Genomic DNA, 24,951 nt, shown 5'->3' with positions numbered 1-24,951 from the left:
TCTACCTACTAATGTTTAGACGATTTAAAAGATCTTTCTTTAACTCTTCCAAACCTAACCCACTTTCAGCACTTATTTCATACCACTTCATGCTCCTCCTTGATAGCTCTTTTACTATGGAATCATAATTATTAATATCTTTATCATCAATCTTATTTATAACTGGAATTACCACTTTTTTGAAAGTCAAAATTTCCTCAAAGAGATGAATTTGCTCATCGACAGTTAGAATAGAGGAAATTGAAGGATCGAACATGTATACGATTATTCCATCTAAATTTTTTAAAGCATTTATAGCCTTGGCTTCTATCTTATTTCTCTTCTCGTTTGGTCTATCTAAAATACCTGGAGTATCAATAACTTGAACGTAATTATCGTTAATAATTATATGCCCCACATGAATTTCCTTAGTAGTAAATGGATAGTTTGCTACTTCCGGTTTAGCTGTAGAGAGTCTAGATACCAAAGTAGATTTGCCCACGTTAGGAGGACCGGAAACTATAATTGTTGGTAGTGTAGGGTCTATTGCCTTCATCTTCTTCAGTTGAACTGTAACGTCTATTATTTCATCGATATACTTTCTATATTTTCTCAATAGAGAGGAGACTCTACCGAAAGCTTCTCTCATGAGCTTATTAGATTCTCTGGAGTCACTTCTCCTAATTTCTTCCATATATTTTTTTAATATTCGCATAGATACTAAACTGGTTTTTTTAGTTATATATAAATCAACTTTAAGTTTATTAATATCTATTAGAATATTTATGGACTCTACATAAAACGGGTGAAGTTCATCTATCTTAGGAAAACTTAATACAAAATCATAATATTTTTCTATCCTTTGATAATATTCCATTAACCTCCTTATTTCTCTATCCTTTGGCGTATTACCATTTATTTTAGGGAGCCTATGCAACATTATCCTTATAGTATCATCTGCCTTTGCGGGGACTTTTACTTTATCAAATGGATTCAACATATTTTTGTTCCTGGAGGAATCTCTCCATCTACTGTTAGCACTCTAGGTTTTATTCCTTTTTGTTCGTCTTCCTTACATCCAGCGGCTAGCAACATACCTTGACTTTCAAAACCTCTAATTACTCTAGGCTTTAAGTTAGCTATAACTATTATTCTCTTATTTACTAATTCTTCTGGCTTATAATACTCTCCGAGCCCAGCTATGATTTGTCTCTGTTCACTACCTAGATCAACAACTAGTCTCAACAATCTGGTACCTTCTATTCTCTCAGCCTGTTTGACTAAACCTACCCTCAGATCGAGTTTAGCGAAATCGTCTATAGTTACCTGGGAACTCATGTTCTTAAAGAGTCCATATAAGATTATAAGGGTTATCATTTACATAAATAAGTAAATATTAAAGGATTATTTTAGCAAAGTTTTTATACCAGTCATGTAAAATAGTCGTAATGGAGCTAACCAAGATTTCTGAGGGAAAAACGAAGATAGTTTACGAGTATGAGAATAATTACGTATTACTCAAGTTCAAGGATGATATAACCGCTGGTGATGGTCAAAGAAAAGATGTACTAGAGGGTAAAGGCGTATTAAATGCTCAAACCTCAGCCTTATTGTTTAGATTGTTGGAGAGGAATGGAATAGAGACGCATTACGTTGGTATGTATGATGATAGGACGATGGTAGTTAAAAAGCTAAAGATGATCCCAGTTGAAGTAGTGTTAAGGAATATAGCGACGGGTAGTATAGTCAAGAGACTCCCGATAAAAGAAGGTGAAGTGTTTCAACCTCCTATTGTCGAGTTTTTCCTAAAAGACGATAAGCTTCATGACCCATTATTAAATTACTCTCACCTAGAATATTTTAAATTGCTTACAAGGGATGAGGCTAGATATATTGAAGAAGTTATGATAAAAGCAAACGAAGTGCTTTACAATTTTATAAAGAATAAGGGATTTATATTGTATGACTTCAAGCTTGAATTTGGCAGATTAGATAATAAATTAATTATAGGTGACGAGATAAGCCTCGATAGTATGAGGATTAGAGATAGTAATGGAAAAATCTATGATAAAGATTTATACAGAAAGGGATATGATCTCTCAACAGTTAAGAGAGCCTATGAAGAATTCTTGAAGAGAATTATACAATAAATTAGGTGTTAAAAATGATTTATTCTGTAGAATTAATAATAATAAATAAGGATATAGTTAGAGACCCTGAAGGAGAGACCTTACAAAAATATGTTGTAGAGAAGTATAGTAAAAATGTACTAGAAACGAGAGTTGGAAAATATATTAGGTTTAAGATAGAGGCTAGTGACGAAAAATCCGCTAAAGAAATAATTGAAAAAGTTGCTTCAGAAGGCAGATTATACAACCCTATTGTACATAAAATTATTGTAAGAGTGAGTAAAGAATGATCGCAGTTATAAAATTCCCTGGAACTACTTGTGAGTCTGACGTATATAAAGCGTTACTGGAAGCAGGTGTACAAGCAAAAGTAGTAAAGCATCAAGAATTTGATCCAGATAAGTATAGTGGAGTTATACTACCTGGTGGGTTTAGTTTTGGTGATTATTTAAGGGCTGGTAGTATAGCGTCTAATACTGAAGCTGTAAAACTCGTTAAAGAGATTGCTGATAATGGAAAGCCAGTAATTGGAATATGCAATGGCTTCCAAATATTAGTGGAGAGCGGTCTATTAAAGGGCGCATTATTACCTAATTTGAAGCTAAGATTCATTTCTAAATGGACTTACCTTAAGGTAGTAAGATTTGATACCGTCCTAACTCGTGGACTAGGCAAAAATATCATTAGGATGCCTATAGCTCATGCTGAAGGAAGATATTACATAGACGATGTTGACTATGCTAAGTCACACATGGTTATACAGTACGTTGACGAGATGGGAAAACCCACTGAAAAGGCTAACCCTAACGGTTCCCTACTGAATATTGCATCAGTAGCTAACGAGGAGGGGAATGTAATTGGGTTAATGCCTCATCCCGAGAGGGCTTCGTTTAAATTAATTTCACCGGATGGAAGCACGGATGGATTACTTTTATTAAGAGGGTTGGCAAAATGGGCGTAAACTTATTACCTATCGAAATGGATGAGGTAAGAAGAAGATTAGGAAGAGAGCCAAATGAAGCTGAATGGAAAGTACTAGATGCAGTATGGTCTGAGCACTGCTCTTATAAATCATCAAAAGTTTTCTTAAAGAGCTTTCCTACCGAAGGAGAAAACGTAGTGATGGGAATAGAAGACTGGCAAGATGCAGGTGCAATAGATATTGGTGACGGTTGGGCTATCGTCTTAAAAGTTGAAAGTCATAACCATCCATCGGCTGTAGACCCATTTAATGGAGCTGCAACAGGAGTAGGCGGAATAATTAGAGATATAATAAGTAAAGGAGCTAAACCTATTGCATTATTAGATATGATTAGAGTAGGGGATATTAGGAGCGATAGAACTCGTTGGTTGTTAAAAAACATAATAGCAGGAATAGCATTTTACGGGAATAGTATAGGCGTACCAGTAGTAGGTGGTGAATTAGCATTTGATGAATCATTTAACGATAATCCTTTAGTTGATGTGGCTTGTGTGGGTGTAGTTAGAAAGGATAAAATAATTCCTAGTGTAGTTAAAGAGCCTGGGTTAAAGTTAGTTTTAGTAGGTTTGACTGGGGTTGACGGTTTAGGTGGGGCTTCTTTTGCTTCAAGAAAATTGAGCGGAGAAGACGAAATTGGGGCTGTTCAAATAGCTGATCCTTTTGCTGGCAAAATAGTTTTAGACGCAACACTAGAGGTTTCAGATAAGGTAGAAGCTATAAAAGATTTAGGTGGAGGAGGCCTCGCAGTAGCTGTGACTGAAATCGCAAATGGACTAGGGGCAATAGTGAATATAGAAAAAATTCCTCTGCGGGTTAAGGGAATGGATCCAATAGACATAGTCGTGTCTGAGACACAAGAAAGAATGTTGTATGCAGTTAAACCTAATAAAGTAGATGAAGTTTGTGAGATTTTTAAACAATACGAATACCCATGTACGGTAATAGGCGAGATAGTTAAAGATCCTTATATAAAGTTTAGGTATAATAACAAGGATATAGTAACACTACCCTCTGATATTCTGCTTAACCCTCCTAGATTTATTTGGCCAATAAGAAGAAAGGAAAAAGATAGTGTTAAAAAAGAGACAAAATCTTCTATATCTCTTAAGGATGCCTTATATACTGTTCTATCTCATCCTGATTTAGTAAGTAAAGAGTGGGTGTATAGTCAATACGATTATGAAGTTAATACTTCTACTGTAGTTAAGCCTGGAGAAGCTGATAGTGCAGTATTACTTTTGCCTAACGGAAAACTATTAGCAGTGAAAGGTGATGCAAATCCAGATCTATGTGAAGAAGACTCCTATGAATGCGGTAAAGGTATATTTGCTGAAGCTTACAGGAATCTAGCGTCAGTTGGGGCTAAGGGAATAGTTGCAGTCGATCACCTTCAGTTTGGAGATCCTAAAAAGCCAGAAGTTTACAATGATTTTGTAGACGCAGTTAGAGGCATAGGAGAAGCAGCCAGATTTTTCAACATACCTATTGTAGGTGGTAAGGTTTCATTCTATAACGAGAATAACAGAGGTATTCCAATAAAGCCCACTCCATTAATAGTTATGGCTGGTATTGTACAAGGGAAATTCTTGAGGAACAGAGTTGAGGAAGATACTTACATAGTACTCTTAGGATATACTAGGGGAGAATTAGGTGGTTCATTATTTTCAAAAATATTTAATGTTATATCTGATGTCCCTAAGGTTAGACTTCAAGAGGATTTACTAGCATCACAAGTTGTTCTGGAATTAATCAACGATGAAAAGATAATTTTTGCAAAAGACGTTAACAAAGGTGGTCTGGCTTATTCATTATTTAGTATCGTTCATAATGGATTTGGAGTTAGCATAAATGATAAAAATGTAATAGCAGATACTGATGATTTAAAAAGAATTTTATTTTCAGAAAGTAGTGGAAGATTCATATTATTATCTAATGATCCAGATTGGATAATAAGGAAAGCAAACAGTAAGGGAATAGTTGCCTCGGTTATAGGAAATGTCGATAAAAATTCTGGTGTTTTAGAGATAAATGGTGAAAAATTCGATTTAAACAAGCTCGTTGATTATTATCGTTATTTCCTTGAGGAGGAGATGATTAATGGTTAAACTACATGAAAATTGTGGAATTTTTGCTATATCGTCAAGATATCCAATCAATATACAGTTAGTTGTAGAGGGGCTGAAATTACTTCAGCATAGGGGACAAGAGTCAGCTGGCATATCTTACTCAGAAAGGGAAAAGGTATATACTATTAAAGGGTTAGGGCTAGTAGAAGAAGTATTTAGGGACAAGCTAGAAAAGATAATACGTAATGGTATAGGACATGTAAGATATTCAACGACCGGAAGTAGCTCAATTGATGAAGCACAACCTTTAGGCGACTCTGATATTGTAGTAGCGTTTAATGGTACAATAAGTAACTATTATAAATTTGGCTCATTCAAAACTGATACTGAGTACATCTACTCATTCTTCAAAAAGAGGATAGTTAAGGATAGTATAATTGAGACTGTGAAGAATTTTATGGAAAATTCTGATGGAGCGTACTCCGCTTTAATTCTAATGAGTGACGGTAAGATAATAGGAATGAGAGACCCTCTTGGATTTCATCCATTAGTCTTAGGTAAATTAAATGATTCTCTAATACTTTCATCAGAGGATTCAATAATAAGACAATTAGGTGGGAAAATCATAAAGCATGTAAAACCGGGAGAAGTGATAATTTTAAAGGACGGTAGGATAATTTATGATGAAGTATTAGCTAATAGTACTTTATCCGCTACTTGTTCTTTTGAATATATATATTTCGCAAGATCAGATACCAACATAGATGGCTATTCAGTTTACTTTGCTAGGTACAGAATAGGAGAGATATTAGCGGAAAAACACCCTGCCGACGGAGACATTGTAATTCCAGTTCCAGATTCGTCAAGACCAGTAGCTTTGGGCTTCTCTAGGAGGAGTAAAATTCCGTTGGAGGAAGCATTAGTGAAAACTTTATCGTCGATAAGATCCTTCATTATGCCAAGCCAAGATAAGAGGAAAGAAGTCCTTGAAGAAAAATTTGGAGTAGTAGAAGAAGCAGTAAGAGGGAAGAAAGTTATACTAATAGACGATTCTATAGTTAGAGGAAATACCATGAGGAGAATAGTAAGTATACTACGAAATGCAGGCGCAACTGAAGTGCATATACGAGTTGGCTCACCCATGATCAAATATCCTTGCTATATGGGAATAGATTTCCCTAAGAGGGATGAGCTAGTAGCTTATAATAGGACAGAAAGGGAAATAAGTAAAGAACTATTGGCTGACTCAGTAGAGTACTTAACAGTAGATGAGCTAATTCAGGCTATAGGGAGGAAAGATTTATGTGTAGCTTGTTTTACTGGAAATTATCCATTAAAGTTTAAATATGATATTTCTGAGTTAGAAAAAATATTTGGAAAGTGATAAAAAATGGCAGGAATCCTCGGAATTTTAGCCTTCGATGAAGTATGGAACATCTCGAAGTTCTTATACTATGGAATTATTGGATTGCAACATCGAGGCTATTCAAAAAGTGGTTTAGCTTTACTCAAAGACGGAAAAATAACTTTAATAAATCAAGATGTTGCACCTGAGGATCTAAATATCGAGGGATTAAGTGGCTGGGCGGGAATAGGTTACGCAGGGACTAGGCATAAATATCCGATAATTTCTGGGGAAGGTTCTATAGTTGTGGATGGAGAAGTGAAGGATAATGACATATTTGCAGAGTTATTTAAAGATCCAGAGAGTGTTATAGAAAGGCTTAAAGCACCTATATCATTTATTGGTATAAGCAAAGAGGGTCAATTAATAGCATATAGAGATGAATTTGGACTAAAACCAATAAGTATAGGAGGTTTTGGGTTTGATTTAGCTGTAGTGGCGTCAGAACCAACAGCTATGTATGTTATCGGGGCTGAATATAAAAGAGATATAAATCCTGGAGAAATGATAATAATTGATAAATATCATATTGAAAGCAAGCAGGTAAGAAAACCTAAGAAGTCCTATTGCGCAATTGAATATATCTATCAGGCTAGAATAGATAGTAAAGTAAATGAAAGAGAAGTATATGATTTGAGGCTAAGAATAGGAGAACAGTTAGCGATTGAAAGACCTTTAAACGCTGATACGGTAATAGGAGTACCAGAAACTGCGCTACCTTTTGCTATAGGTTACTCAAGGAAATTAGGCTTACCTATGGATCTAGGATTTACTAGAACCGGAAGTCCAATTAGGACTATGTTAGCTTCAGATAGCTTTTTGAAAATAGTTGGAGTTCAATTAAAGCTAAATCCAATAAAAACTGCAGTTAAGGGAAAGAGAGTAGTGCTCATAGATGACTCAATGGTTACCGGGACTACTATAAAGAACACCGTATTTAATTTAAGGAAACTTGGAGCCAAGGAAGTTCATGTACTTATCGGAAGTCCTAAACTAATCTCAAATTGCCCATATGGGATTGAAGTGCCTGAGGAGAAGGAATTGATTTCTGCAAATCTAAACGATTCTGAAATAGCAAAAGTGCTTGGAGTAGACTCTATTTATTGGCTCAGCTTAGAAGGGCTAATTAAGGTAATAGGTCATAACTCATTATGTTTAGGTTGTATGACAAAAAAATATCCTGTGGTGATCTGAGTGAAAGTTCTTTTAATCGGAGATGGGGCTAGAGAGCATTCATTAGCTTATTCTTTGGGAAAATCTCCAAAAGGCTACAAGGTATTTGCACTTTCCACTTATATTAATCCAGGTATAAATGAAGTAGTAAAGAATACTAATGGAGAGTATTTTATCGGAGATACTTCATCAGTGGATAGAGTAAAGGAAGTAATAAAGAGAGTTAGTCCAGATATTGGGGTTATTGGTCCGGAAGACCCCTTATTCCATGGAATAGCTAACGTATTTAAAGAGGAAGGTATTCCCGTGTTTGGACCATTAAAGGAAACAGCTAAGATAGAAGAGTCTAAAGCCTGGGCAAGACAACTCATGTGGAAATACTCCATTCCGGGAAGATTGAAATATAGGACGTTTTATACAATCGAGGAAGCTGCAGAATTTATCTTAAACTACGGAGGTTCAATAGCGATAAAGCCAGCTGGTCAAGTAGGCGGAAGGGGAGTTAAAGTAGTTGCAGATTTAGAAGCATATCTGTCACAAGATAAGAGAGATGCATTAAGTAGGAGTGTATCGGGTATTGGAAATTTGTATAAGAAAGAAGGAGAACCAAAGATAATAATAGAAGAGAAAGTAGATGGACCAGAATATACCCTACACGTGATATCTGATGGTTACTCTACTCTACCTCTACCCCTTGCTCAAGATTACAAAAACGCATATCAAGATGGGATTGGACCAGAGACTGGAGGTATGGGCTCTATTTCTGGACCAGATCATCTCTTGCCGTTTATTACAGAAGACGAATACGTTTCAACCTATGAAATTATTAAGAAAACTATTAACGCAATATATGAAGAGACTAAAAAGAATTATGTAGGAATAATAGCAGGACAAATGATGTTAACAGAGTTATGGGGACCAACAGTAATTGAATTCTATTCGAGATTTGGTGATCCTGAGGCATCAGCTATAATTCCGAGGGTTGACTCTGATTTTGGAGAGATAATAGAGCTAACGGCAACTGGTCATCTGAGCAAGGCAAAAATCAAAGTGAAAGAGGAGTCATCTGTAGTTCGTGCAGTTGCCCCTCTAGGCTATCCAATTTCAAAACAGATGGCAAGTAATCATAAGATTATGTTGGACTTAAATAAAATAAAGGAAGTTGGTTGTATTGTATTTTTCGGCTCTGTGGCGTTAGAAGGGATGCAACTGATAACTAAAGGATCTAGAGCTTTAGAACTAGTTTGCATTGGAGATTTTAACACTGCCTCAGAGAAGTTAGATAAGTGCATAAACTATATTCATTCTGATACTAAGCTAATATATAGACATGATATTGGTAAGAATATAACAGAGCATATAGAAAAGGCAGAAATTGTAAGATACTCTTATAAAAATAGAATAAGAAATGGTACTCTTGGATCTTCTGGCATATGGAGTCCTAATGGTGGACTATGGTGAGCGAGGAGTATAAGAAAGCTGGAGTGGACTTAAACAAATTACGAAGTTATCATTCTGTAATTTCTAATGCAATTTCTAACACATATAAAAATACTGTTTTAGGCGCAGGGCACTACGCGGGTATAATAAGAATAGAAAATTTGAACATAGCTATCCACACTGATGGAGTAGGAACTAAGACATTACTAGCATTAAAGGCTGGAATTGTAAAACCAGTTGGAATAGATTGTGTAGCAATGAACGTCAATGATCTAATATCCGTAGGTGCAAAGCCAGTAGCTTTAGTAGATTATTTAGCATTTGAAAGACCAATGGACGATGTACTTACTCAATTGATGGAAGGACTAGTGGAAGGTGCAAAGGAGGCTAATGTAGAAATAGTTGGTGGTGAGACAGCTTTCATGCCTGACGTGATAAAGGGATTTGATTTATCGTGCACTGCAATAGGAATTGTAGATAAGTTGAAAACTGGTTCTGAAATAAGACCGGGAGATGTCGTTTTAGGCTTAGAAAGTAATGGTATTCACGCTAATGGATACTCATTGATCAGAAAATTAGTTGATCAAGGAAGAATTTCATTAGAGCAATATAAAGAACAATTATTATCTCCTACAAAAATTTATGTCAAACCAGTTTTAGAGGTAATAGACAAAGTTAAGGGTGTTGCTCACATTACTGGAGGCACTTTTACTAAACTTAAAAGACTTACTAGTTATAAGATAGTTTTAGATATGCCAGATCCACCTGAAATCTTTAAAATTATTGAAAGAGCTGGGGTACCACATGAAGAGATGTATAAAATTTTCAACATGGGTATTGGTTTAGTTCTATTTGTTTCAGAGGAACTTAGTGATGAGGTAAAAAGTGAGATAAGAAAATACGTAAATGTTTATGAAATAGGTAAAGTATATGAGGGAAGCGGAATTGAGATAAAGAGTTATAAGAACGTTATTCTTTATTTATAGAATTATGTGTATACCTTTTAAACTCTAAAGAATATAGAGGGTTCCAGTGACCTCTATATGAAACAAACAGATATAAAGTCTTTAGTAAATTATGTAGCTTTAAAAATATTAGGTGGAAGCGACTATCTATTGGATGCATTAGAAGAATACTTAGTTAAAGGTGAAGGACCAGCTACAGTTGCATATAAATATAATATCTCAAAACATCAGCTCCGTGGCTATGCCCAAAGGATCATCGAGAAAAGTGGAAGCGAAGGGAAAGCTAAAAAGCTCGTACCCATACTCAAAGAAATTTCAACAGACTTAAAGCCAATAGTGAAGAAGTCAAATGACGGCTCATATGAATGCTCAATTTGTAACATTATTTTAGCTAAGGAAGATAGTGAAGAACACGTGAGAAAATATCATAAAGATATTTTAAATGAAGATATTAATAACATGATCTCTAAATTGGAAAAGATAAAAGAGAAACTACAACAAAACAAAGCCGTAATATTTACTTCGGCAAGTTAATGCTTTTTTATATGTTCCGATCTTCAATAATGATTAATTCGAATTATAATTCAACACTTAGGTTTTTATTAATGTATGGGGGTTAGATATAATATGAGAAAAGTAGTTAGCGTAAGGTTAAGGGAAGACATTCTGAGGGACGTGGATGTTTACACCAGAAAACTAGGATTAGGAAGTAGAACAGAATTTATAAAAGAGGCTCTCGATTTCTATATAAAGAGAAAGGCTAAAGGAAACCTTTAACATTCTATACATAAAGAAAGCCTTATTTTAATGATCTCAAGTATTTTTAAGCTAGTTTTTCACGTTCTTTTCTGAAATGAAAATCGTCTTAGCTTACTCGGGTGGACTGGATACCACAGTTTCAATAAATTGGCTAAAGGAAACCTTTAAGGCTGAAGTTATAACAGTTACAGTAGACGTTGGACAAAGAGACGATTTCAAAGAGATTGAGAAAAGGGCATATATTGCAGGTTCTTCTAAGCATTATACAATAAATGCCATAGATGATTTTGCTGAAAAATATATAAAATATGCAATAAAACTGAACGGGCTATATGAAGGAGTATACCCTTTATCAACAGCTTTAGCTAGACCGTTAATAGCTGAAAAGGTAATTGAGGTAGCTAGAAAAGAGAAAGCTGACGCAATAGCTCACGGTTCTACCTCGAAGGGAAATGATCAAGTAAGATTCGATCTAATGATAAAAGCATTATATCCAGAGGCTAAGATTATTGCCCCAGCTAGAATATGGGACATGACAAGGGAAGAGGAAATAAAGTACGCTAAAGAAAAGGGTATACCGATAAAGACTGAAAGTAGTAAGTATAGTATAGATGAGAATCTTTGGGGAAGAAGCATAGAGGGGGATATTATATCTGATCCATCAGTCGAAGTTCCGGAAGATGCCTTTGAGTGGACTAAACTGACTAACACTGGAAAGGAAGAGATAAGTGTAGAATTTGAAGATGGTTTACCAATAGCAATAAATGGAGAAAAAATGGATCTAAGCAAAATAGTTAGTCTTTTAAACTTAAAGTTAGGAAGTCATGGATTTGGAAGAGTAGAGCATATAGAAAATAGAGTAGTTGGATTTAAATCTAGGGAGGTATATGAAGTACCCGCTGCTTTAGGCATAATAATGATGCATATGGATTTAGAGAAGACGGTATTTACACCGGCTGAACTGAGATTTAAGAGGTATGTTGATCAGCTTTGGAGTGACCTAGTATATCAAGGGTTATGGATAGAACCACTCAGAGACACGTTAAACAAGATAGCTGAAGAGATGAATAAGTGGGTTGAAGGGGAGGTAAAAATTGAGGTGAGTAATGGTGTATTAAGAATACTTGGAAGAAAATCAACATACTCTCCCTACTCAGAGAAGATTGCAAGCTACAGCAAAGGATGGTATCCTAGTGATGAGATGGCTAGAGGATTTATCGAAATCTGGGGACTCCATTCAGTGCTAGCCAGAAGAGTGAGGGGAGAATAAGTGTTATATAGAAGTTGGGGATCAAGTAAAGACGAAGTCTTATCCTTTACCTCTTCCATAGATAGTGACAATTTCATATTAGAGGAAGTTAAATTAACAATGAAAGCTCATATTATTAACTTATATTTAAATGGATATATTAGTAAGATCACTACAAAGAAATTATTAATTGCGTTAAAAGAATTCAAAGAGCTGAGTAAAGAATATGAAGATATACATGAGGCATTAGAGGATTTCTTAATATCTAGAGTTGGTGATGAGGCTGGTTGGATAGGTTTAGGAAGAAGTAGAAACGATCATGTAGCTACTGCATTAAGAATAAAACTCAGAAATGAGATAATAGAAATACTAAGCAAAATAAACAAACTAAGGGACGTATTACTGAAGAAAGCTAAAGAACATACTAATACAATATTTCCCTCATTTACACATCTTCAGCAGGCTCAACCAACAACATTCTCACACTATCTAACCTACATAGAAGAGGAGTTATCAACGAATTGGGACTTATTATTTTCAGAATTAAGTAAGGTTAATAGATCCCCTTTAGGGGCAGGAGCGATAGTTGGCACTAATGTGAAATTAGATAGATTCAAAGAAGCAGAATTGTTAGGATTTGAAGGAATTGTCTATAATACGATTTCAGCAACTTCATCCAGAGCTGATCTAATATCAGCTATTTCCCAGTTAGTTACTCTAATGGTGACGTTAAGCAGAATAGCCGAGGATATGGTTATTTACTCATCTAATAAAATAGTTACACTACCTGAAACACATGTTGCAACTAGTAGCTTAATGCCTCAAAAGAGAAATCCGGTGACAATGGAAATATTAAGAGCTAAGGCAGGGGAAGCTATAGGATTCTTAGTATCATTACTTTCTATCTATAAAGGGTTGCCCTCGGGATACAATCTAGATTTACAAGAGATGAACAAATATTACTGGATTACAACAGATTATATTAAATCTTCTCTCGAAATTTTAATTTCACTTTTTGATAATATTAAAATTAATAATGTTGAACTAGACTCATCAACTCTGGCAACAGATGATGCAGAACTGCTATCTCTTCAGCATAAAGCACCATATAGGTATGCTTATTTTGAAATAGCTAAAAGGGTTAAAGAGGGTTCATATAAGCCAACTTTAAATATAAGAGATTCGATTAAAATGAAGGCAGTAATCGGATCTCCTAATTTTGATTTAATAACTAATTTGATAAAAATAAGAGAAGATAAATTGCATGAAGATGTAAAAAAACTAGAAAGTTACAATATGAACATAAATTCTAAACTGGGAGAGCTAAGGGTGTTAGAAGATGAAATCGAACAAGGATCATGAGGTAGGATATCTTTACCTTGAAGACGGAACGTTCCTACAAGGCTACGCGTTTGGCGCTAAAGGTATAAGAGTAGGTGAAGTCGTTTTCACTACCGCTATGAACGGGTATGTGGAAAGTTTAACTGACCCATCATATAAGGGGCAAATACTAGTAATAACACACCCACTGGTAGGAAATTACGGTGTACCAGACAAGATATACGAGAACGGAATATTAACAAATTTCGAATCAGAGAAGATTCAGATTGAAGGCCTGGTAGTTACAGAAAATACTTATCCAGATAAGTGGAACGCTAAAATGTCGCTTCATGATTGGCTTAAATTAGAGAATGTTCCGGGAGTGTCTGACGTAGATACTAGAATGATTGTTAAAAAGATCAGAAGCTTTGGCACAATGATGGGAATTATAGCTTCGGCACTAGAAGTAGATGATCCTAGAAAGTATTTAGAGAAGAGGTACGACGAAATAAACTTTACTCAATACACCTCACCCAAATCTCCTATATTTCATCCAAATACTGGGAGCATGATAGTCGTTATAGATTGTGGAATAAAACATGGAATTCTATACCAACTTTACAAGAAAGGATTCTCGATAGTCAGAGTCCCATGTAACTATGATGCTAATCAAATAATTGAATATAATCCCAAAGGTATTGTATTCAGTAATGGTCCGGGAAACCCTAACTTATTGGATAAGCAGATCAACACGTTCTCAGAATTAATGGAATATAAGATTCCTACACTAGGAATTTGTTTAGGACATCAAATTGCCACCTTGGCTTTGGGTGGAAAAATTACAAAAATGAAATTTGGTCATAGAGCGATTAATAAACCAGTAATAGATACTTTAACTAACAAATGTTACATTACAACTCATAATCACGGCTACGGTATAATATCTAAGGAGGACATACCCCAAAATACTAAAGTATGGTTCTTCAACCCAGATGATGGAACTATAGAAGGTTTGATTCATGAGAAAATGCCTTTAATCACTACCCAATTTCATCCAGAAGCCAGGCCCGGACCTTGGGATTCAACTTTCGTGTTTGACAAATTTAAAGTCATGGTGAATGGAAAATGAGGGAGAGTATCAGAAAAGCATTAGTAGTTGGGTCTGGCCCTATAAAAATAGCGGAAGCAGCTGAATTCGACTATAGCGGTTCGCAAGCATTGAAAGCACTTAAAGAAGAAGGTATACAGACTATTCTAGTTAATTCAAATGTAGCTACAGTCCAAACTAGTAAGAAGTTTGCTGATAAGCTATATATGTTACCTACTGTTTGGTGGACTGTTGAAAAAGTAATTGAAAGGGAAAGACCAGATGCCATATTAATAGGTTTTGGAGGGCAAAGTGCATTAAATGTAGGGGTAGATTTACATAAAAAAGGCATTCTACAGAAGTATGGCGTAAAAGTACTAGGTACGCCGATAGAAGGCATTGAAAAAGCGTTAAGTAGAGAGAAATTCAGAGAAACCATGATCGAGAATAACCTTCCAGTACCACCAAGCCTTTCCGCTAGAAGTGAAGAAGAGGCAATTAAGAACGCTAGAATAGTGGGATATCCAGTAATGGTAAGAGTAAGCTTTAACCTTGGCGGTAGAGGTTCATTAGTTGCGTGGAGTGAGGAGGACTTGAAGAAAAATATCAGAAGAGCCTTATCTCAGAGCTATATTGGAGAAGTTCTTATTGAGAAGTATTTACATCACTGGATAGAGCTGGAATACGAGGTGATGAGAGATAAGAAAGGCAACTCAGCTGTCATAGCTTGTATAGAGAATTTAGACCCAATGGGAGTACACACTGGAGAATCAACTGTAGTAGCTCCTTGTCAAACCCTTGATAATTTAGAATATCAGAACATGAGAAAACTATCAATAGAGGTAGCCAAATCAATTGATCTAGTGGGAGAGTGCAATGTACAATTCGCACTAAATCCAAAAGCATATGAATATTATATTATAGAAACTAACCCTAGAATGTCTAGGTCAAGTGCCTTAGCAAGTAAGGCGACAGGTTATCCATTAGCATATGTATCAGCGAAGCTAGCGTTAGGTTATGAGTTGTATGAAGTAATAAATAAAGTATCTGGAAGGACTTGCGCGTGTTTTGAGCCAAGTCTAGATTATATAGTAATAAAGATACCAAGATGGGATCTCGATAAGTTTGAAAATGTTGATCAATCACTGGGCACTGAAATGATGAGCGTAGGAGAAGTAATGAGCATTGGTAGATCATTTGAAGAAAGTTTACAAAAGGCGATAAGAATGTTAGATCTCGGCGAACCTGGTGTAGTTGGAGGAAAAGTATACAACTCCAAAATCACTAAAGAAGAAGCGTTAAAGAACTTAAAGGATAGAAGACCGTATTGGTTCCTTTATGCAGCTAAAGCCTTCAAGGAAGGAGCGACAATTGAGGAAGTTTATGAAGCTACTGGAATTAATAAGTTCTTCTTAAATAAAATAAAGAACCTAGTAGAATTTTATGAAAGTTTGAAAAAAGAGGGAAAAATTAATAATGAAACGATAAAATTTGCCAAGAAATTAGGTTTCAACGACGAACAATTAGCTTTAGCATTAAGGTTACCAGTAGAGGAAATAAGGAAGTTAAGAGAAGAGCATAAAATATTTCCAGTAGTCAAACAGATAGATACTTTAGCTGGGGAATGGCCAGCCGTAACAAATTACATGTACTTAACTTATAACGGCTTACAAGACGATATAGAATTCTCGTCTGGAAACAAGTTATTAATTGTAGGAGCTGGCGGGTTCAGAATAGGAGTTTCGGTAGAGTTTGACTGGAGTGTTGTTTCATTATTAGATGCTGCTCAAAGATATTTTGACGAGGTTGCTGTATTAAACTTTAACCCAGAGACTGTATCCACAGATTGGGATATAACTAGAAAACTATACTTTGATGAGATCTCAGTTGAGAGAATATTAGATCTAATCAGAAAGGAAAACTTCAGATACGTAGCTACGTTTTCAGGAGGACAAATAGGAAATAATATAGCTAAGGGGCTAGAAGAAAAAGGAATCAAACTATTAGGCACTTCCGGAAGTTCAGTGGATATGGCAGAGAATAGAGAGAAATTCTCTAAATTATTAGATAAGTTAAATATACCTCAACCTCAGTGGATATCTGCGTCAAGCCTAAACGAGATTAAGAAGTTTATAAACGAAGTGGGATTCCCAGTGTTAGTAAGGCCAAGTTATGTATTAAGTGGATCATCCATGAAAATAGCGTACAATGAGGATGAGCTATATGAGTATATAAGGAAGGCAACAGAAATATCGCCCAAACACCCTGTGGTAATATCTAGATATATTGAAGATGCTATAGAGGCTGAAATTGACGCGGCGTCTGACGGTAAAAAAGTGTTAGGAATTTTAATGGAACACGTGGAAGAAGCGGGAGTTCATAGCGGAGATGCAACGATGTCTATACCGCACAGAAAATTATCAGATCAAAGTGTAGCCATGATGAGAGAATACGTAATTAGATTAGCTAATGAAATTAACATTAAAGGACCATTTAACACTCAGTTTGTTGTCAAGAATAATATACCACATATTATCGAACTTAACTTAAGAGCGAGCAGATCAATGCCATTTAGTAGTAAGGCTAAGGGTATTAACATAATTTCGGCAAGTATGAAGGCGATATTTGAAGGGTTTGATTTTAATGAAGAATACTATGAGCCTGAGTCAAAGTATTGGGCTGTGAAAAGCCCTCAATTTTCTTGGGCACAACTAAGAGGAGCTTATCCGTTCCTAGGCCCTGAAATGAAGAGTACCGGCGAAGCTGCAGCATTTGGTGTAACTTTCTATGATGCTTTACTAAAATCATGGCTCTCCTCTCTACCAAACAAGATTCCAAGTAAGGATGGTGTTTCCTTAGTATACGGTGAGAGAAATATACAATATCTTGAAAATGCGATAAAGAATTTAAATAAGTATGGATTAATAGTTTATACCTTGTCCGAAGTCGAAGTCAAGGGAGCAATTCCAATAGATAAACAGAAAGCAGAAGAACTGGTGAGATCTAAGAAGGTACAACTGATTATAACAGATGGATACTTGAAAAAAATAGATTATAGTATTAGAAGGTCGGCTGTGGATTACAATATACCTATAATTCTTAATGGGAGACTAGGTGAGGAGCTCAGTAAAGCATTCCTAGTTTCGGATTCTTTAACATATTATGAAGTTTCTGAATATGGTGGTGGTATATAGAAATGAAAATAGCGTTAATAACAGATATTATAAGACAAGAGGAGAAATTCATAATAAAAGCCCTTAATAGCAAAAGCATTGACTATGATGTAATAAATGTTGGACAAGAACCATTACCATTTAATAAAGAACTTAGAAAATATGATGTAGGAATTATAAGACCAGTCAGCATGTATAGAGCTTTGTATTCATCAGCAGTGCTAGAAGCCGTAGGAGTTCACACGATAAATTCCACGGAAGCTATAAGCACTTGTGGAGATAAGATATTAACGTATTCAAAATTATTCAGAAATGATGTTCCAATACCCGACTCTATAATTGCAACCTCTTCAGATGCAGTAATGAAAGCATATGAGCAAATTGGATTTCCACTAATCGATAAACCTCCAATTGGAAGCTGGGGTAGATTAGTATCACTAATCAGAGACGTATACGAAGGAAAGACAATAATTGAGCATAGGGAAATGTTAGGAAATAGTGCATTAAAGGTTCATATAGTTCAAGAATACATAAAGTATACTAATAGAGATATAAGATGTATAGTTATAGGTGAGGAAACTATTGGATGTTACGCCAGAAATATACCGCCTAACGAATGGAGAGCTAACGTCGCATTAGGAGGAAATCCTACTCCAATAAATTTAGATGATAAGTTAAAGGAGTTGAGTGTTAAGGCTGCTAAGATAGTAAGAGGAGAATTCATATCGATTGATATCCTTGAACATCCGACTAAAGGTTATGTGATAAATGAATTAAATGATGTACCTGAATTCAAGGGTTTCATGTTAGCTACCGGAATAAACGTGGCTGAAAAATTAGTAGATTATATTATCAAGACTTACCGATCTTAGCTAGAAATATATCATGGTTAGTCTCTTCTAAAATCTTTCTCAAAGCATCAATTTTTTGTCGTAGTCCAGGTACTAACGACTTTGGATACTCAAATCCCCATAATAGTTCGTACAACTCTTCCATTATATTATAGATCTTCTCGGCTTCATCAATGCTACTCCTCTTTAACAATTCTAAAACTCTTCTCCTCATTTCACCTATAGCGTCAGCAATCCCAGTGATATAGTAAATATCAGGAATTCCTAATTCATTAGGTAATTTTAATTTTTCACTAAAGTACATCGAGATTATCACAGTAGCCTCCGCTAACTCTTGAAAAGCAGTTCCAACATCACCATATAGCATTTCTGGAAAGTTTTTAATGATAGATCTTATCTCATTAGCTTTTTCTATTGCTTGGTGATATTTTTTTAACGCTTCTTCTTTTTTACCCCTATGAGATAAAGAGATCGTCTCTCCACAATATCTGATTAATTCTCTAGCAAGTAACAGTAGTTTCTCTCTGCTATCAAACCTCTCCAAAAGAGAGTTATTAACTGAACCTAAATATCTCTTAATTTCTTCCAATATCTCGTTACTCATTGTATTCCCAAATAGTAGAGAAAATTAACTTTTAAGAGTTTTGGGTTATAACGTAAGTATACAAGTTAACCAGTTAAAAAGAACAAGATTTTTCCATTCAAAGGTATAATGAATTATTTTGGACCATAATAGAATTAATAACTAAGAATATTGACTGCTAAACAGTAAAGAAGGCGTAAAGTTTTTGCCTAGTTCTCAAGACAATTAAAGGATGGAAAAATACTTATACTGTTTATACATGTTTAAAAATATGGAAAATGTTCGAACAGTATCAGTCATAGGGGCTGGCATTATAGGGGCTGGCTGGACTGTATTGCTCGTAACTAAAGGTTACAAGGTAAACTTCTATACTGAAAAACAAGAAACGCTAAATAAAGGAATAGAGAAAGTTAAAAATTATTTAACAATATTAAGAGAAGTAGGAATAATCGATAAGGGATATGAGGATTACTTAAATAACATTTCAATGACAACCGATTTGGATAAGGCAATAAGTAATACAGACTTTGTTATTGAAGCAATAATAGAGAATTATGATGCTAAGAAGAAGCTATTTAAATATCTTGATTCTAAATTGGATAAAGAAATAGTAATAGCTAGCAGTACTTCCGGACTATTAATGACTGAGATACAAAAAGCCATGGATAGATTTCCGGAAAGAGGTATTATAGCACATCCTTGGAATCCTCCTCATTTACTACCTTTAGTTGAAATTGTACCTGGAGAAAAAACATCAACAGATACTATAGAGAAAACGAAAAAACTTATGGAGAGTTTAGATAGGGTTATAGTAGTATTAAAGAAGGAAGTACCTGGATTTATAGGTAATAGACTTGCTTTTGCCTTATTCAGAGAGGCTGTTAATCTAGTAGATGAAGGAGTTGCTACTGTAGAGGATATAGATAAAGTTATGACGGCAGCAATTGGTCTTAGATGGGCCTTTATGGGACCATTTTTAACCTATCATTTAGGAGGTGGAGAAGGTGGTATTGAGTACTTCTTCTCAAGAGGATTTGGATACGGAGCTAATGAGTGGATGTCCACGCTGGCTAAATGGGATAAGTTTCCATATACTGGTGTAAAGAGGGTTATAGATCAAATGAAGGAGTATGAGACAATAAAGGGGAAAAGCTTTCAAGAACTGTCCAAGTGGCGAGACGAAATGCTAATAAAGGTGTTTAAGCTGGTATGGGGTAACAGGGGTAATAATAAGAATAAATAAAAACATTTTTATAGTCTTTTTACATTATTTATCCTCTTCTTTAAACTCTAAAATTCCTAGATTCTCTATTAAGCCTGAATCTGTAACGTCAAACAGAATAGCGTAGTCTTCTCCAATATTCACGTGGTAGTGAATTTCATTAGCTGGAACTACAAACACATCGCCTGACTCCCATTCTAACTTTTTATCACCTACTATGGAATATCCTCTGCCTTTCACCACTAAATATATTGAGGCCATGTTATGGGAATGTGGCTTGGTTGAATGTCTAGGTTTAATGAGTTGAAATCCTGCCATCATAGTAGGTGTAAGTCCTCTATTTCTTTCCGTAGAAGTAGAATAAAACATTACTTTTGCTACTCCTTTTTCGATAGTTCCTTCCTCTGCTACCATTTCTAATAATGGTAAGACCTTAGAAAACTTAATCAGCTTAGGCTGCACTTTCTTAGGTGGACTAGTATGCTCCATAAAAATGACTACTTTCAAATCCTCATTCTCTATTTCCTTTAATATGTCTTTAACCTTATTTTTTAGTTCAGTTTGAAGATCAATTCTTTCAACGAGTTGCATATGTATATACTGCTTTGAAGATTTAAAAGATTAATTACTTGGACTATACATAATATTATAATTATAAAGTTTATTTTACTATAAATAACATTAAAAATGATGTTATTAGACCAGCGATAATTAATTGCACCATGGTCAATGCTTTATCTCTCAATTTCTCCCCATACAACAGTCCTAAAATGCCTAAGAATACAAGTCCTAAAATTAAGGAAACCAAATAATTCCGAGAATATTGATAAGCATATAATACTAATAAGCCTAGAAAAGGGGAAGCACCATGAGAAATAGCAGACAATACAGCAGAAATTTTCCCGCTATAGTCATAAATCGTTCCTCTTAGGCTCTTTAAGACTTGTTTCTCTAGTCTTTCAAGCTCAGCTTTTTTCTCTCCTAATTCTACTACTAATGCATTCCACGTTGATGATACAGCTGTTGCTATAGTCCCACTAAAGACAGCTATAGTTATATCAGAAATAGGAAAGTGAGAAATTACACTAGACAATAATATCGACAAACTTAACAATATTCCATCGAAAGCTCCCAGTACGATATATCTTCTTATTGAAGATTTTAACTCATACTTAATAACATACTTGAACGCTTCATATAGTTTATCTGCCACATAACAAATTAGGATTGAACTTTTATATTAGATTAATGGAGAGGTTTTGATGAATAAGCAAATACTACTCGGAATAGCTTTCATTGTAATAATACTAATGGGATTAGGTATATATGAAGGACTAAAATATAAAACTGAAATTTATGTAAATAATATAGGTAATTCTCAAAATAATGGCTTATACACATTAAAGGTTGATGTGATAATGAACTACGGTCCTTTTGGAGGAAAATCACCCCTAGCTAGGGCTACTGTATGGATATATAAATATAATGGTTCAGCTTATACTTTTTATACGTTCAACTTCACAGATGGTAATGGAATCGCAACGTTTAATTTACCGCCAGGAAGTTACAAGATTCTAGTAACACAGTTGCATTTAACCTATATTATTAATTTAACTCAGAACGAAGAGGTTATAATTGACTACGCGTATCTAAATAGTGGATGAGGAGTTCGGGAGTACATCTGAGAAGTGATGTAGTGGTCCTACACTGAAAAACTTATTTTTGAGATATTCTTACATATTATTGCAATGAGCGTAAAAATAGATGTAGTTAGAATTGATATACCGGAAGGTACAAACGTAATTATCGGACAGTCTCACTTTATCAAGACGGTAGAAGATTTGTATGAAACCTTGTCTTCGTCTAGTCCAAACCTAAAGTTCGGAATTGCTTTTAATGAGGCAAGCGGGAAACGGTTAATCAGATATGATGGCAATGACGGAGATCTAATTAAATTAGCAATAGAACAAGCTAAAAAAATAGGTGCTGGGCACTTATTCGTAATTTATTTAAAGAATGGCTATCCCATTAATGTTTTAAATAGAATAAAGAATACTGATGAAGTAGTAAGAATCTTTGCAGCTACGGCAAATCCTTTACAAGTCTTAGTTGCTGAGACGGATCAAGGTAGGGGAGTTATAGGCGTAGTAGATGGATATACTCCATTAGGTGTTGAGACAGAATCGGATATAAAGGAAAGGAAGGAGTTCTTGAGGAAGATCGGATATAAGAGATAAGGCTTTATCAATAAGCATGTCTGACGTTTTTATATCATTTTTTAGATATTTGATCATGGATGCACAAATCAATATTAGAGCTTGCAAGTATTTTCTCTCCGTATCATCCTTAGATCTCCTCCATTTGTCTTCTAAAAATTCATGGCACTCCCAAAACCTCATGTCATAGAAAAACTCAACAAAGTTACCACTCATATGTTCAACATCTGTGATGAATAAAGGACTTCCTAATATAGAGGTCACTTTAGTAGGATCATCAAGTACATCTATTTCTAAATATTTACCCTTTCTTACGTCAACTACATTCACCCCTCTTTTACGTAAATCCTTTTTGATTTCATCTACGTTTAAGGATTGGTTAATCATGTAAAACAGTATGTATCTCATTAGAAATTATATGTACACTTTCCGGAAATAAATATTAAATAGTGAGGTTTAGCTTGTCAAACGAAATAGTTTATATTTATGGAGGATATAAATTAAATTATGTCTAAGGAAGCTACACTTTATAGGAAAGAGTCTAATAGGATTCGTTGTGTTGCTTGTGCGCGAAGATGCTTAATTAATGAAGGACAAGTAGGATTTTGTGGAGTAAGATCAGTTCGTGGAGGAAAATTGTATCTTGACGTCTATGGAAAAGTTGCTGCAGCACATATCGATCCTATCGAAAAGAAACCTTTAGTTCATTTTAACCCGGGTTCTAAAGTATTCTCCTTCTCCACCTTCGGCTGTAATTGGATGTGTATGTATTGCCAGAATTATGATATAAGTCAAAGGAGAAGGGCAGAGGGAACTGAGTTATCTCCAGAAGAAGTGGTTGAAATTGCATTGGGATATGACGTTGATGGTATGACTTACACTTATAACGAGCCAGCAATATTTTCTGAATTTGCTCATGATGTAGGAATCATTGCGAAGAAACACGGACTATTTAATACCATGGTGACTAATGGATATTGGACTCCAGAGTTAGTTGATTATGTCAAGGATTTCTTGGATGCAGTAACTATAGATTTTAAGGGAAATGGGGAGGCTAAATTCATGAGAAGATATACTGGCGCCAATGGACCAGAACCGATAATTGAAACTGCTACGAGTCTATACAAGTTAGGTATTCACGTGGAAATAACCGATTTAATTATACCTCAAATAGGTGATAATTTAGATTCAGCAAAACAATTGTTGAACAAGATTTATGATAACTTAGGACCAGAAACGCCTATTCATTTCTTAAGATTTCATCCAGACTATAAATTAGATTATTTGCCGTGGACTCCTATAGAAACGTTGGAAAAGCATTATAAGTTGGCTAAGGAGATGGGATTTAGATTTGTATATATAGGTAATGTTCCGGGTCATCCATATGAAAATACTTATTGCCCCAACTGTGGAAGATTAGTTATTAGACGATATGGATTTGACATAGTTGAATGGCACCTAACTGAAGACATGAAATGTAAGTATTGTAATTATAAATTGCCAATAAAGGGAAAATTGTCTAGACACGCGTTTAGAGAAAGATTTGAACCGGTTTTCATTTAGACCTTTTCGATAGAAATTCCTCAACTTTCCTTTTCTCATCTTCAGTAGCAAACACTATTCCCCAACCTAAACTTTCCATCATTAAACCACTTAGTATAGGTGAGTCACTACCATAAGTCACTAACGTTTTAATTAATCTTAACGCTATTGTAGGTTTCTCTGCTAACTTCGTAGCTAACTCTCTAGTTTCTTTTTCTAACATATCTGGACTCACAACCTTGTTAACTAAGCCTATTCTCTCTGCATAATCCGCCTTTATTCTCTCACCTAACATCATAATTTCTAATGCTCTACCTTTGCCTACTAGTCTAGTGAGCCTTTGAGTACCTCCAAATCCTGGAAAAATTCCCAGATTGATTTCCGGAAGACCTAACTCAGCACTACTTGATGCTATCCTCAGATCACAACTTAATGCTAATTCTAAGCCCCCTCCTAAAGCATACCCATTTATCATAGCTATTGACGGTTTGGGAAATCTCTCAATATAATCCATGAGTTGTCTCCCTTTGAGAGCAAATTCCCACGCCTTTACAGGATCAAGCTCCTTAAATTGTGAAATATCAGCACCAGCTGAGAAAGCTCTACCATTACCGGTAATGATTACTACCTTAATATTATCATTAACTGCAAAGTTTTTTAGTGCAATTTCCGTTTCTTCTATCAATTTAAGATTTATTGAATTTAACTTATCTGGTCTATTCAATATTATCCATCCTAATTTATCTTCCTCTTTTACCATTATTGTTTCCATAAAAGAGACCTCGAGTATTATAAACATCTGCAGTATTT

General features: G+C 35.1%; 26 protein-coding genes. 19 read left to right on the top strand and 7 right to left on the bottom strand.

All coding sequences use genetic code 11. The features are described from left to right. Position 1 precedes the first annotated feature (1 nt). Both BFU36_RS02900 and metG read right to left on the bottom strand, forming a co-directional pair. The gene (locus BFU36_RS02900) at positions 2–979 is read right to left on the bottom strand and encodes a GTPase (protein WP_069282144.1); all 978 of its coding nucleotides are present in this window, start codon (positions 977–979) and stop codon (positions 2–4) included. Further along, positions 973–1,317, bottom strand: a complete 345-nt coding sequence (gene metG, locus BFU36_RS02895) for a methionine--tRNA ligase subunit beta (protein ID WP_069284562.1) — start codon at positions 1,315–1,317, stop codon at positions 973–975. The genes BFU36_RS02900 and metG overlap by 7 nt, the downstream gene beginning before the upstream one ends. Before the next feature lie 110 nt (positions 1,318–1,427). Here metG and purC point away from each other — a divergent pair, with 110 nt between their 5' ends. The 15 genes from purC (at position 1,428) to lysX (ending at position 18,599) form a co-directional block, all read left to right on the top strand. After that, positions 1,428–2,129: a phosphoribosylaminoimidazolesuccinocarboxamide synthase gene (gene purC, locus BFU36_RS02890; RefSeq protein ID WP_069282142.1), complete on the top strand. Its 702-nt coding sequence runs from the start codon at positions 1,428–1,430 to the stop codon at positions 2,127–2,129. Positions 2,130–2,143: 14 nt separating this feature from the next. Further along, positions 2,144–2,398 carry a phosphoribosylformylglycinamidine synthase subunit PurS gene (locus BFU36_RS02885; protein WP_069282140.1) on the top strand — a complete coding sequence of 85 codons (255 nt, stop codon included), beginning with the start codon at positions 2,144–2,146 and terminating at the stop codon, positions 2,396–2,398. Then, positions 2,395–3,069, top strand: a complete 675-nt coding sequence (gene purQ / locus BFU36_RS02880; RefSeq protein ID WP_069282138.1) for a phosphoribosylformylglycinamidine synthase I — start codon at positions 2,395–2,397, stop codon at positions 3,067–3,069. Before BFU36_RS02885 ends, purQ begins: the two co-directional genes overlap by 4 nt. Then, positions 3,060–5,195, top strand: coding sequence for a phosphoribosylformylglycinamidine synthase subunit PurL (gene purL, locus BFU36_RS02875; protein WP_069282136.1), 2,136 nt, complete (start codon positions 3,060–3,062; stop codon positions 5,193–5,195). Before purQ ends, purL begins: the two co-directional genes overlap by 10 nt. Then, complete coding sequence (purF, locus tag BFU36_RS02870) at positions 5,188–6,540, top strand: amidophosphoribosyltransferase (protein WP_069282134.1); 1,353 nt, start codon at positions 5,188–5,190, stop codon at positions 6,538–6,540. The genes purL and purF overlap by 8 nt, the downstream gene beginning before the upstream one ends. Before the next feature lie 6 nt (positions 6,541–6,546). Further along, the gene (locus tag BFU36_RS14040) at positions 6,547–7,755 is read left to right on the top strand and encodes an amidophosphoribosyltransferase (RefSeq protein WP_069282132.1); all 1,209 of its coding nucleotides are present in this window, start codon (positions 6,547–6,549) and stop codon (positions 7,753–7,755) included. Next, positions 7,756–9,195 carry a phosphoribosylamine--glycine ligase gene (purD, locus tag BFU36_RS14035; RefSeq protein ID WP_069282130.1) on the top strand — a complete coding sequence of 480 codons (1,440 nt, stop codon included), beginning with the start codon at positions 7,756–7,758 and terminating at the stop codon, positions 9,193–9,195. It begins immediately after the preceding gene. Further along, a complete protein-coding gene (purM, locus tag BFU36_RS02855) occupies positions 9,189–10,160 on the top strand; it encodes a phosphoribosylformylglycinamidine cyclo-ligase (RefSeq protein WP_069282128.1) in 972 nt (323 codons plus the stop codon). The genes purD and purM overlap by 7 nt, the downstream gene beginning before the upstream one ends. Before the next feature lie 57 nt (positions 10,161–10,217). Beyond that, positions 10,218–10,673: a hypothetical protein gene (locus tag BFU36_RS02850; RefSeq protein ID WP_069282126.1), complete on the top strand. Its 456-nt coding sequence runs from the start codon at positions 10,218–10,220 to the stop codon at positions 10,671–10,673. Between the two features lie 93 nt (positions 10,674–10,766). Then, a complete protein-coding gene (locus BFU36_RS02845) occupies positions 10,767–10,916 on the top strand; it encodes a ribbon-helix-helix protein, CopG family (RefSeq protein ID WP_069284561.1) in 150 nt (49 codons plus the stop codon). A gap of 76 nt (positions 10,917–10,992) precedes the next feature. Further along, the gene (locus tag BFU36_RS02840; protein ID WP_069282122.1) at positions 10,993–12,168 is read left to right on the top strand and encodes an argininosuccinate synthase; all 1,176 of its coding nucleotides are present in this window, start codon (positions 10,993–10,995) and stop codon (positions 12,166–12,168) included. Next, positions 12,169–13,509, top strand: a complete 1,341-nt coding sequence (gene argH / locus BFU36_RS02835) for an argininosuccinate lyase (RefSeq protein WP_069282120.1) — start codon at positions 12,169–12,171, stop codon at positions 13,507–13,509. Beyond that, entirely contained in the window at positions 13,487–14,596 is a 1,110-nt protein-coding gene (gene carA / locus BFU36_RS02830) for a glutamine-hydrolyzing carbamoyl-phosphate synthase small subunit (protein ID WP_069282119.1), read from the top strand. Before argH ends, carA begins: the two co-directional genes overlap by 23 nt. Further along, positions 14,593–17,748: a carbamoyl-phosphate synthase (glutamine-hydrolyzing) large subunit gene (carB, locus tag BFU36_RS02825; RefSeq protein WP_069282117.1), complete on the top strand. Its 3,156-nt coding sequence runs from the start codon at positions 14,593–14,595 to the stop codon at positions 17,746–17,748. The genes carA and carB overlap by 4 nt, the downstream gene beginning before the upstream one ends. Positions 17,749–17,750: 2 nt before the next feature. After that, a complete protein-coding gene (lysX, locus tag BFU36_RS02820; RefSeq protein ID WP_069282115.1) occupies positions 17,751–18,599 on the top strand; it encodes a lysine biosynthesis protein LysX in 849 nt (282 codons plus the stop codon). Here the strand turns inward: lysX and BFU36_RS02815 are convergent. Further along, a complete protein-coding gene (locus BFU36_RS02815) occupies positions 18,580–19,182 on the bottom strand; it encodes a haloacid dehalogenase (RefSeq protein WP_069282113.1) in 603 nt (200 codons plus the stop codon). The two genes, lysX and BFU36_RS02815, sit on opposite strands and share 20 nt — an antisense overlap. A 238-nt stretch (positions 19,183–19,420) precedes the next feature. On the opposite strand from BFU36_RS02815, the gene BFU36_RS02810 reads away from it, so the two are divergent. Next, complete coding sequence (locus tag BFU36_RS02810; RefSeq protein WP_069284560.1) at positions 19,421–20,404, top strand: 3-hydroxyacyl-CoA dehydrogenase family protein; 984 nt, start codon at positions 19,421–19,423, stop codon at positions 20,402–20,404. 24 nt (positions 20,405–20,428) lie between these two features. Here the strand turns inward: BFU36_RS02810 and BFU36_RS02805 are convergent, their stop codons facing one another. Together BFU36_RS02805 and BFU36_RS02800 are read right to left on the bottom strand one after the other, a co-directional pair. Beyond that, on the bottom strand, positions 20,429–20,974 hold the full coding sequence (locus BFU36_RS02805; protein WP_069282111.1) for a cupin domain-containing protein: 546 nt from the start codon (positions 20,972–20,974) through the stop codon (positions 20,429–20,431). Positions 20,975–21,044: 70 nt separating this feature from the next. Beyond that, entirely contained in the window at positions 21,045–21,596 is a 552-nt protein-coding gene (locus BFU36_RS02800) for a hypothetical protein (protein ID WP_069282109.1), read from the bottom strand. Between the two features lie 49 nt (positions 21,597–21,645). On the opposite strand from BFU36_RS02800, the gene BFU36_RS02795 reads away from it, so the two are divergent. Beyond that, the gene (locus tag BFU36_RS02795) at positions 21,646–22,047 is read left to right on the top strand and encodes a hypothetical protein (RefSeq protein ID WP_069282107.1); all 402 of its coding nucleotides are present in this window, start codon (positions 21,646–21,648) and stop codon (positions 22,045–22,047) included. A gap of 84 nt (positions 22,048–22,131) precedes the next feature. Then, positions 22,132–22,620, top strand: a complete 489-nt coding sequence (locus BFU36_RS02790; RefSeq protein ID WP_069282105.1) for an adenosine-specific kinase — start codon at positions 22,132–22,134, stop codon at positions 22,618–22,620. Here the strand turns inward: BFU36_RS02790 and BFU36_RS02785 are convergent. After that, positions 22,549–22,986, bottom strand: coding sequence for a DUF309 domain-containing protein (locus tag BFU36_RS02785; protein ID WP_231961285.1), 438 nt, complete (start codon positions 22,984–22,986; stop codon positions 22,549–22,551). The genes BFU36_RS02790 and BFU36_RS02785 overlap by 72 nt on opposite strands. A 120-nt stretch (positions 22,987–23,106) precedes the next feature. Here BFU36_RS02785 and amrS point away from each other — a divergent pair, with 120 nt between their 5' ends. Further along, complete coding sequence (amrS, locus tag BFU36_RS02780; RefSeq protein ID WP_069282102.1) at positions 23,107–24,162, top strand: AmmeMemoRadiSam system radical SAM enzyme; 1,056 nt, start codon at positions 23,107–23,109, stop codon at positions 24,160–24,162. Here the strand turns inward: amrS and BFU36_RS02775 are convergent. Next, positions 24,155–24,913 carry an enoyl-CoA hydratase/isomerase family protein gene (locus tag BFU36_RS02775; protein WP_069282095.1) on the bottom strand — a complete coding sequence of 253 codons (759 nt, stop codon included), beginning with the start codon at positions 24,911–24,913 and terminating at the stop codon, positions 24,155–24,157. The genes amrS and BFU36_RS02775 overlap by 8 nt on opposite strands. Between the last annotated feature and the right edge of the window lie 38 nt (positions 24,914–24,951).

Origin of the sequence: Sulfolobus sp. A20 (genome assembly GCF_001719125.1) — an archaeon.
Lineage (GTDB): Archaea > Thermoproteota > Thermoprotei_A > Sulfolobales > Sulfolobaceae > Saccharolobus.
This window is presented reverse-complemented; position numbering and strand designations above follow the sequence as displayed.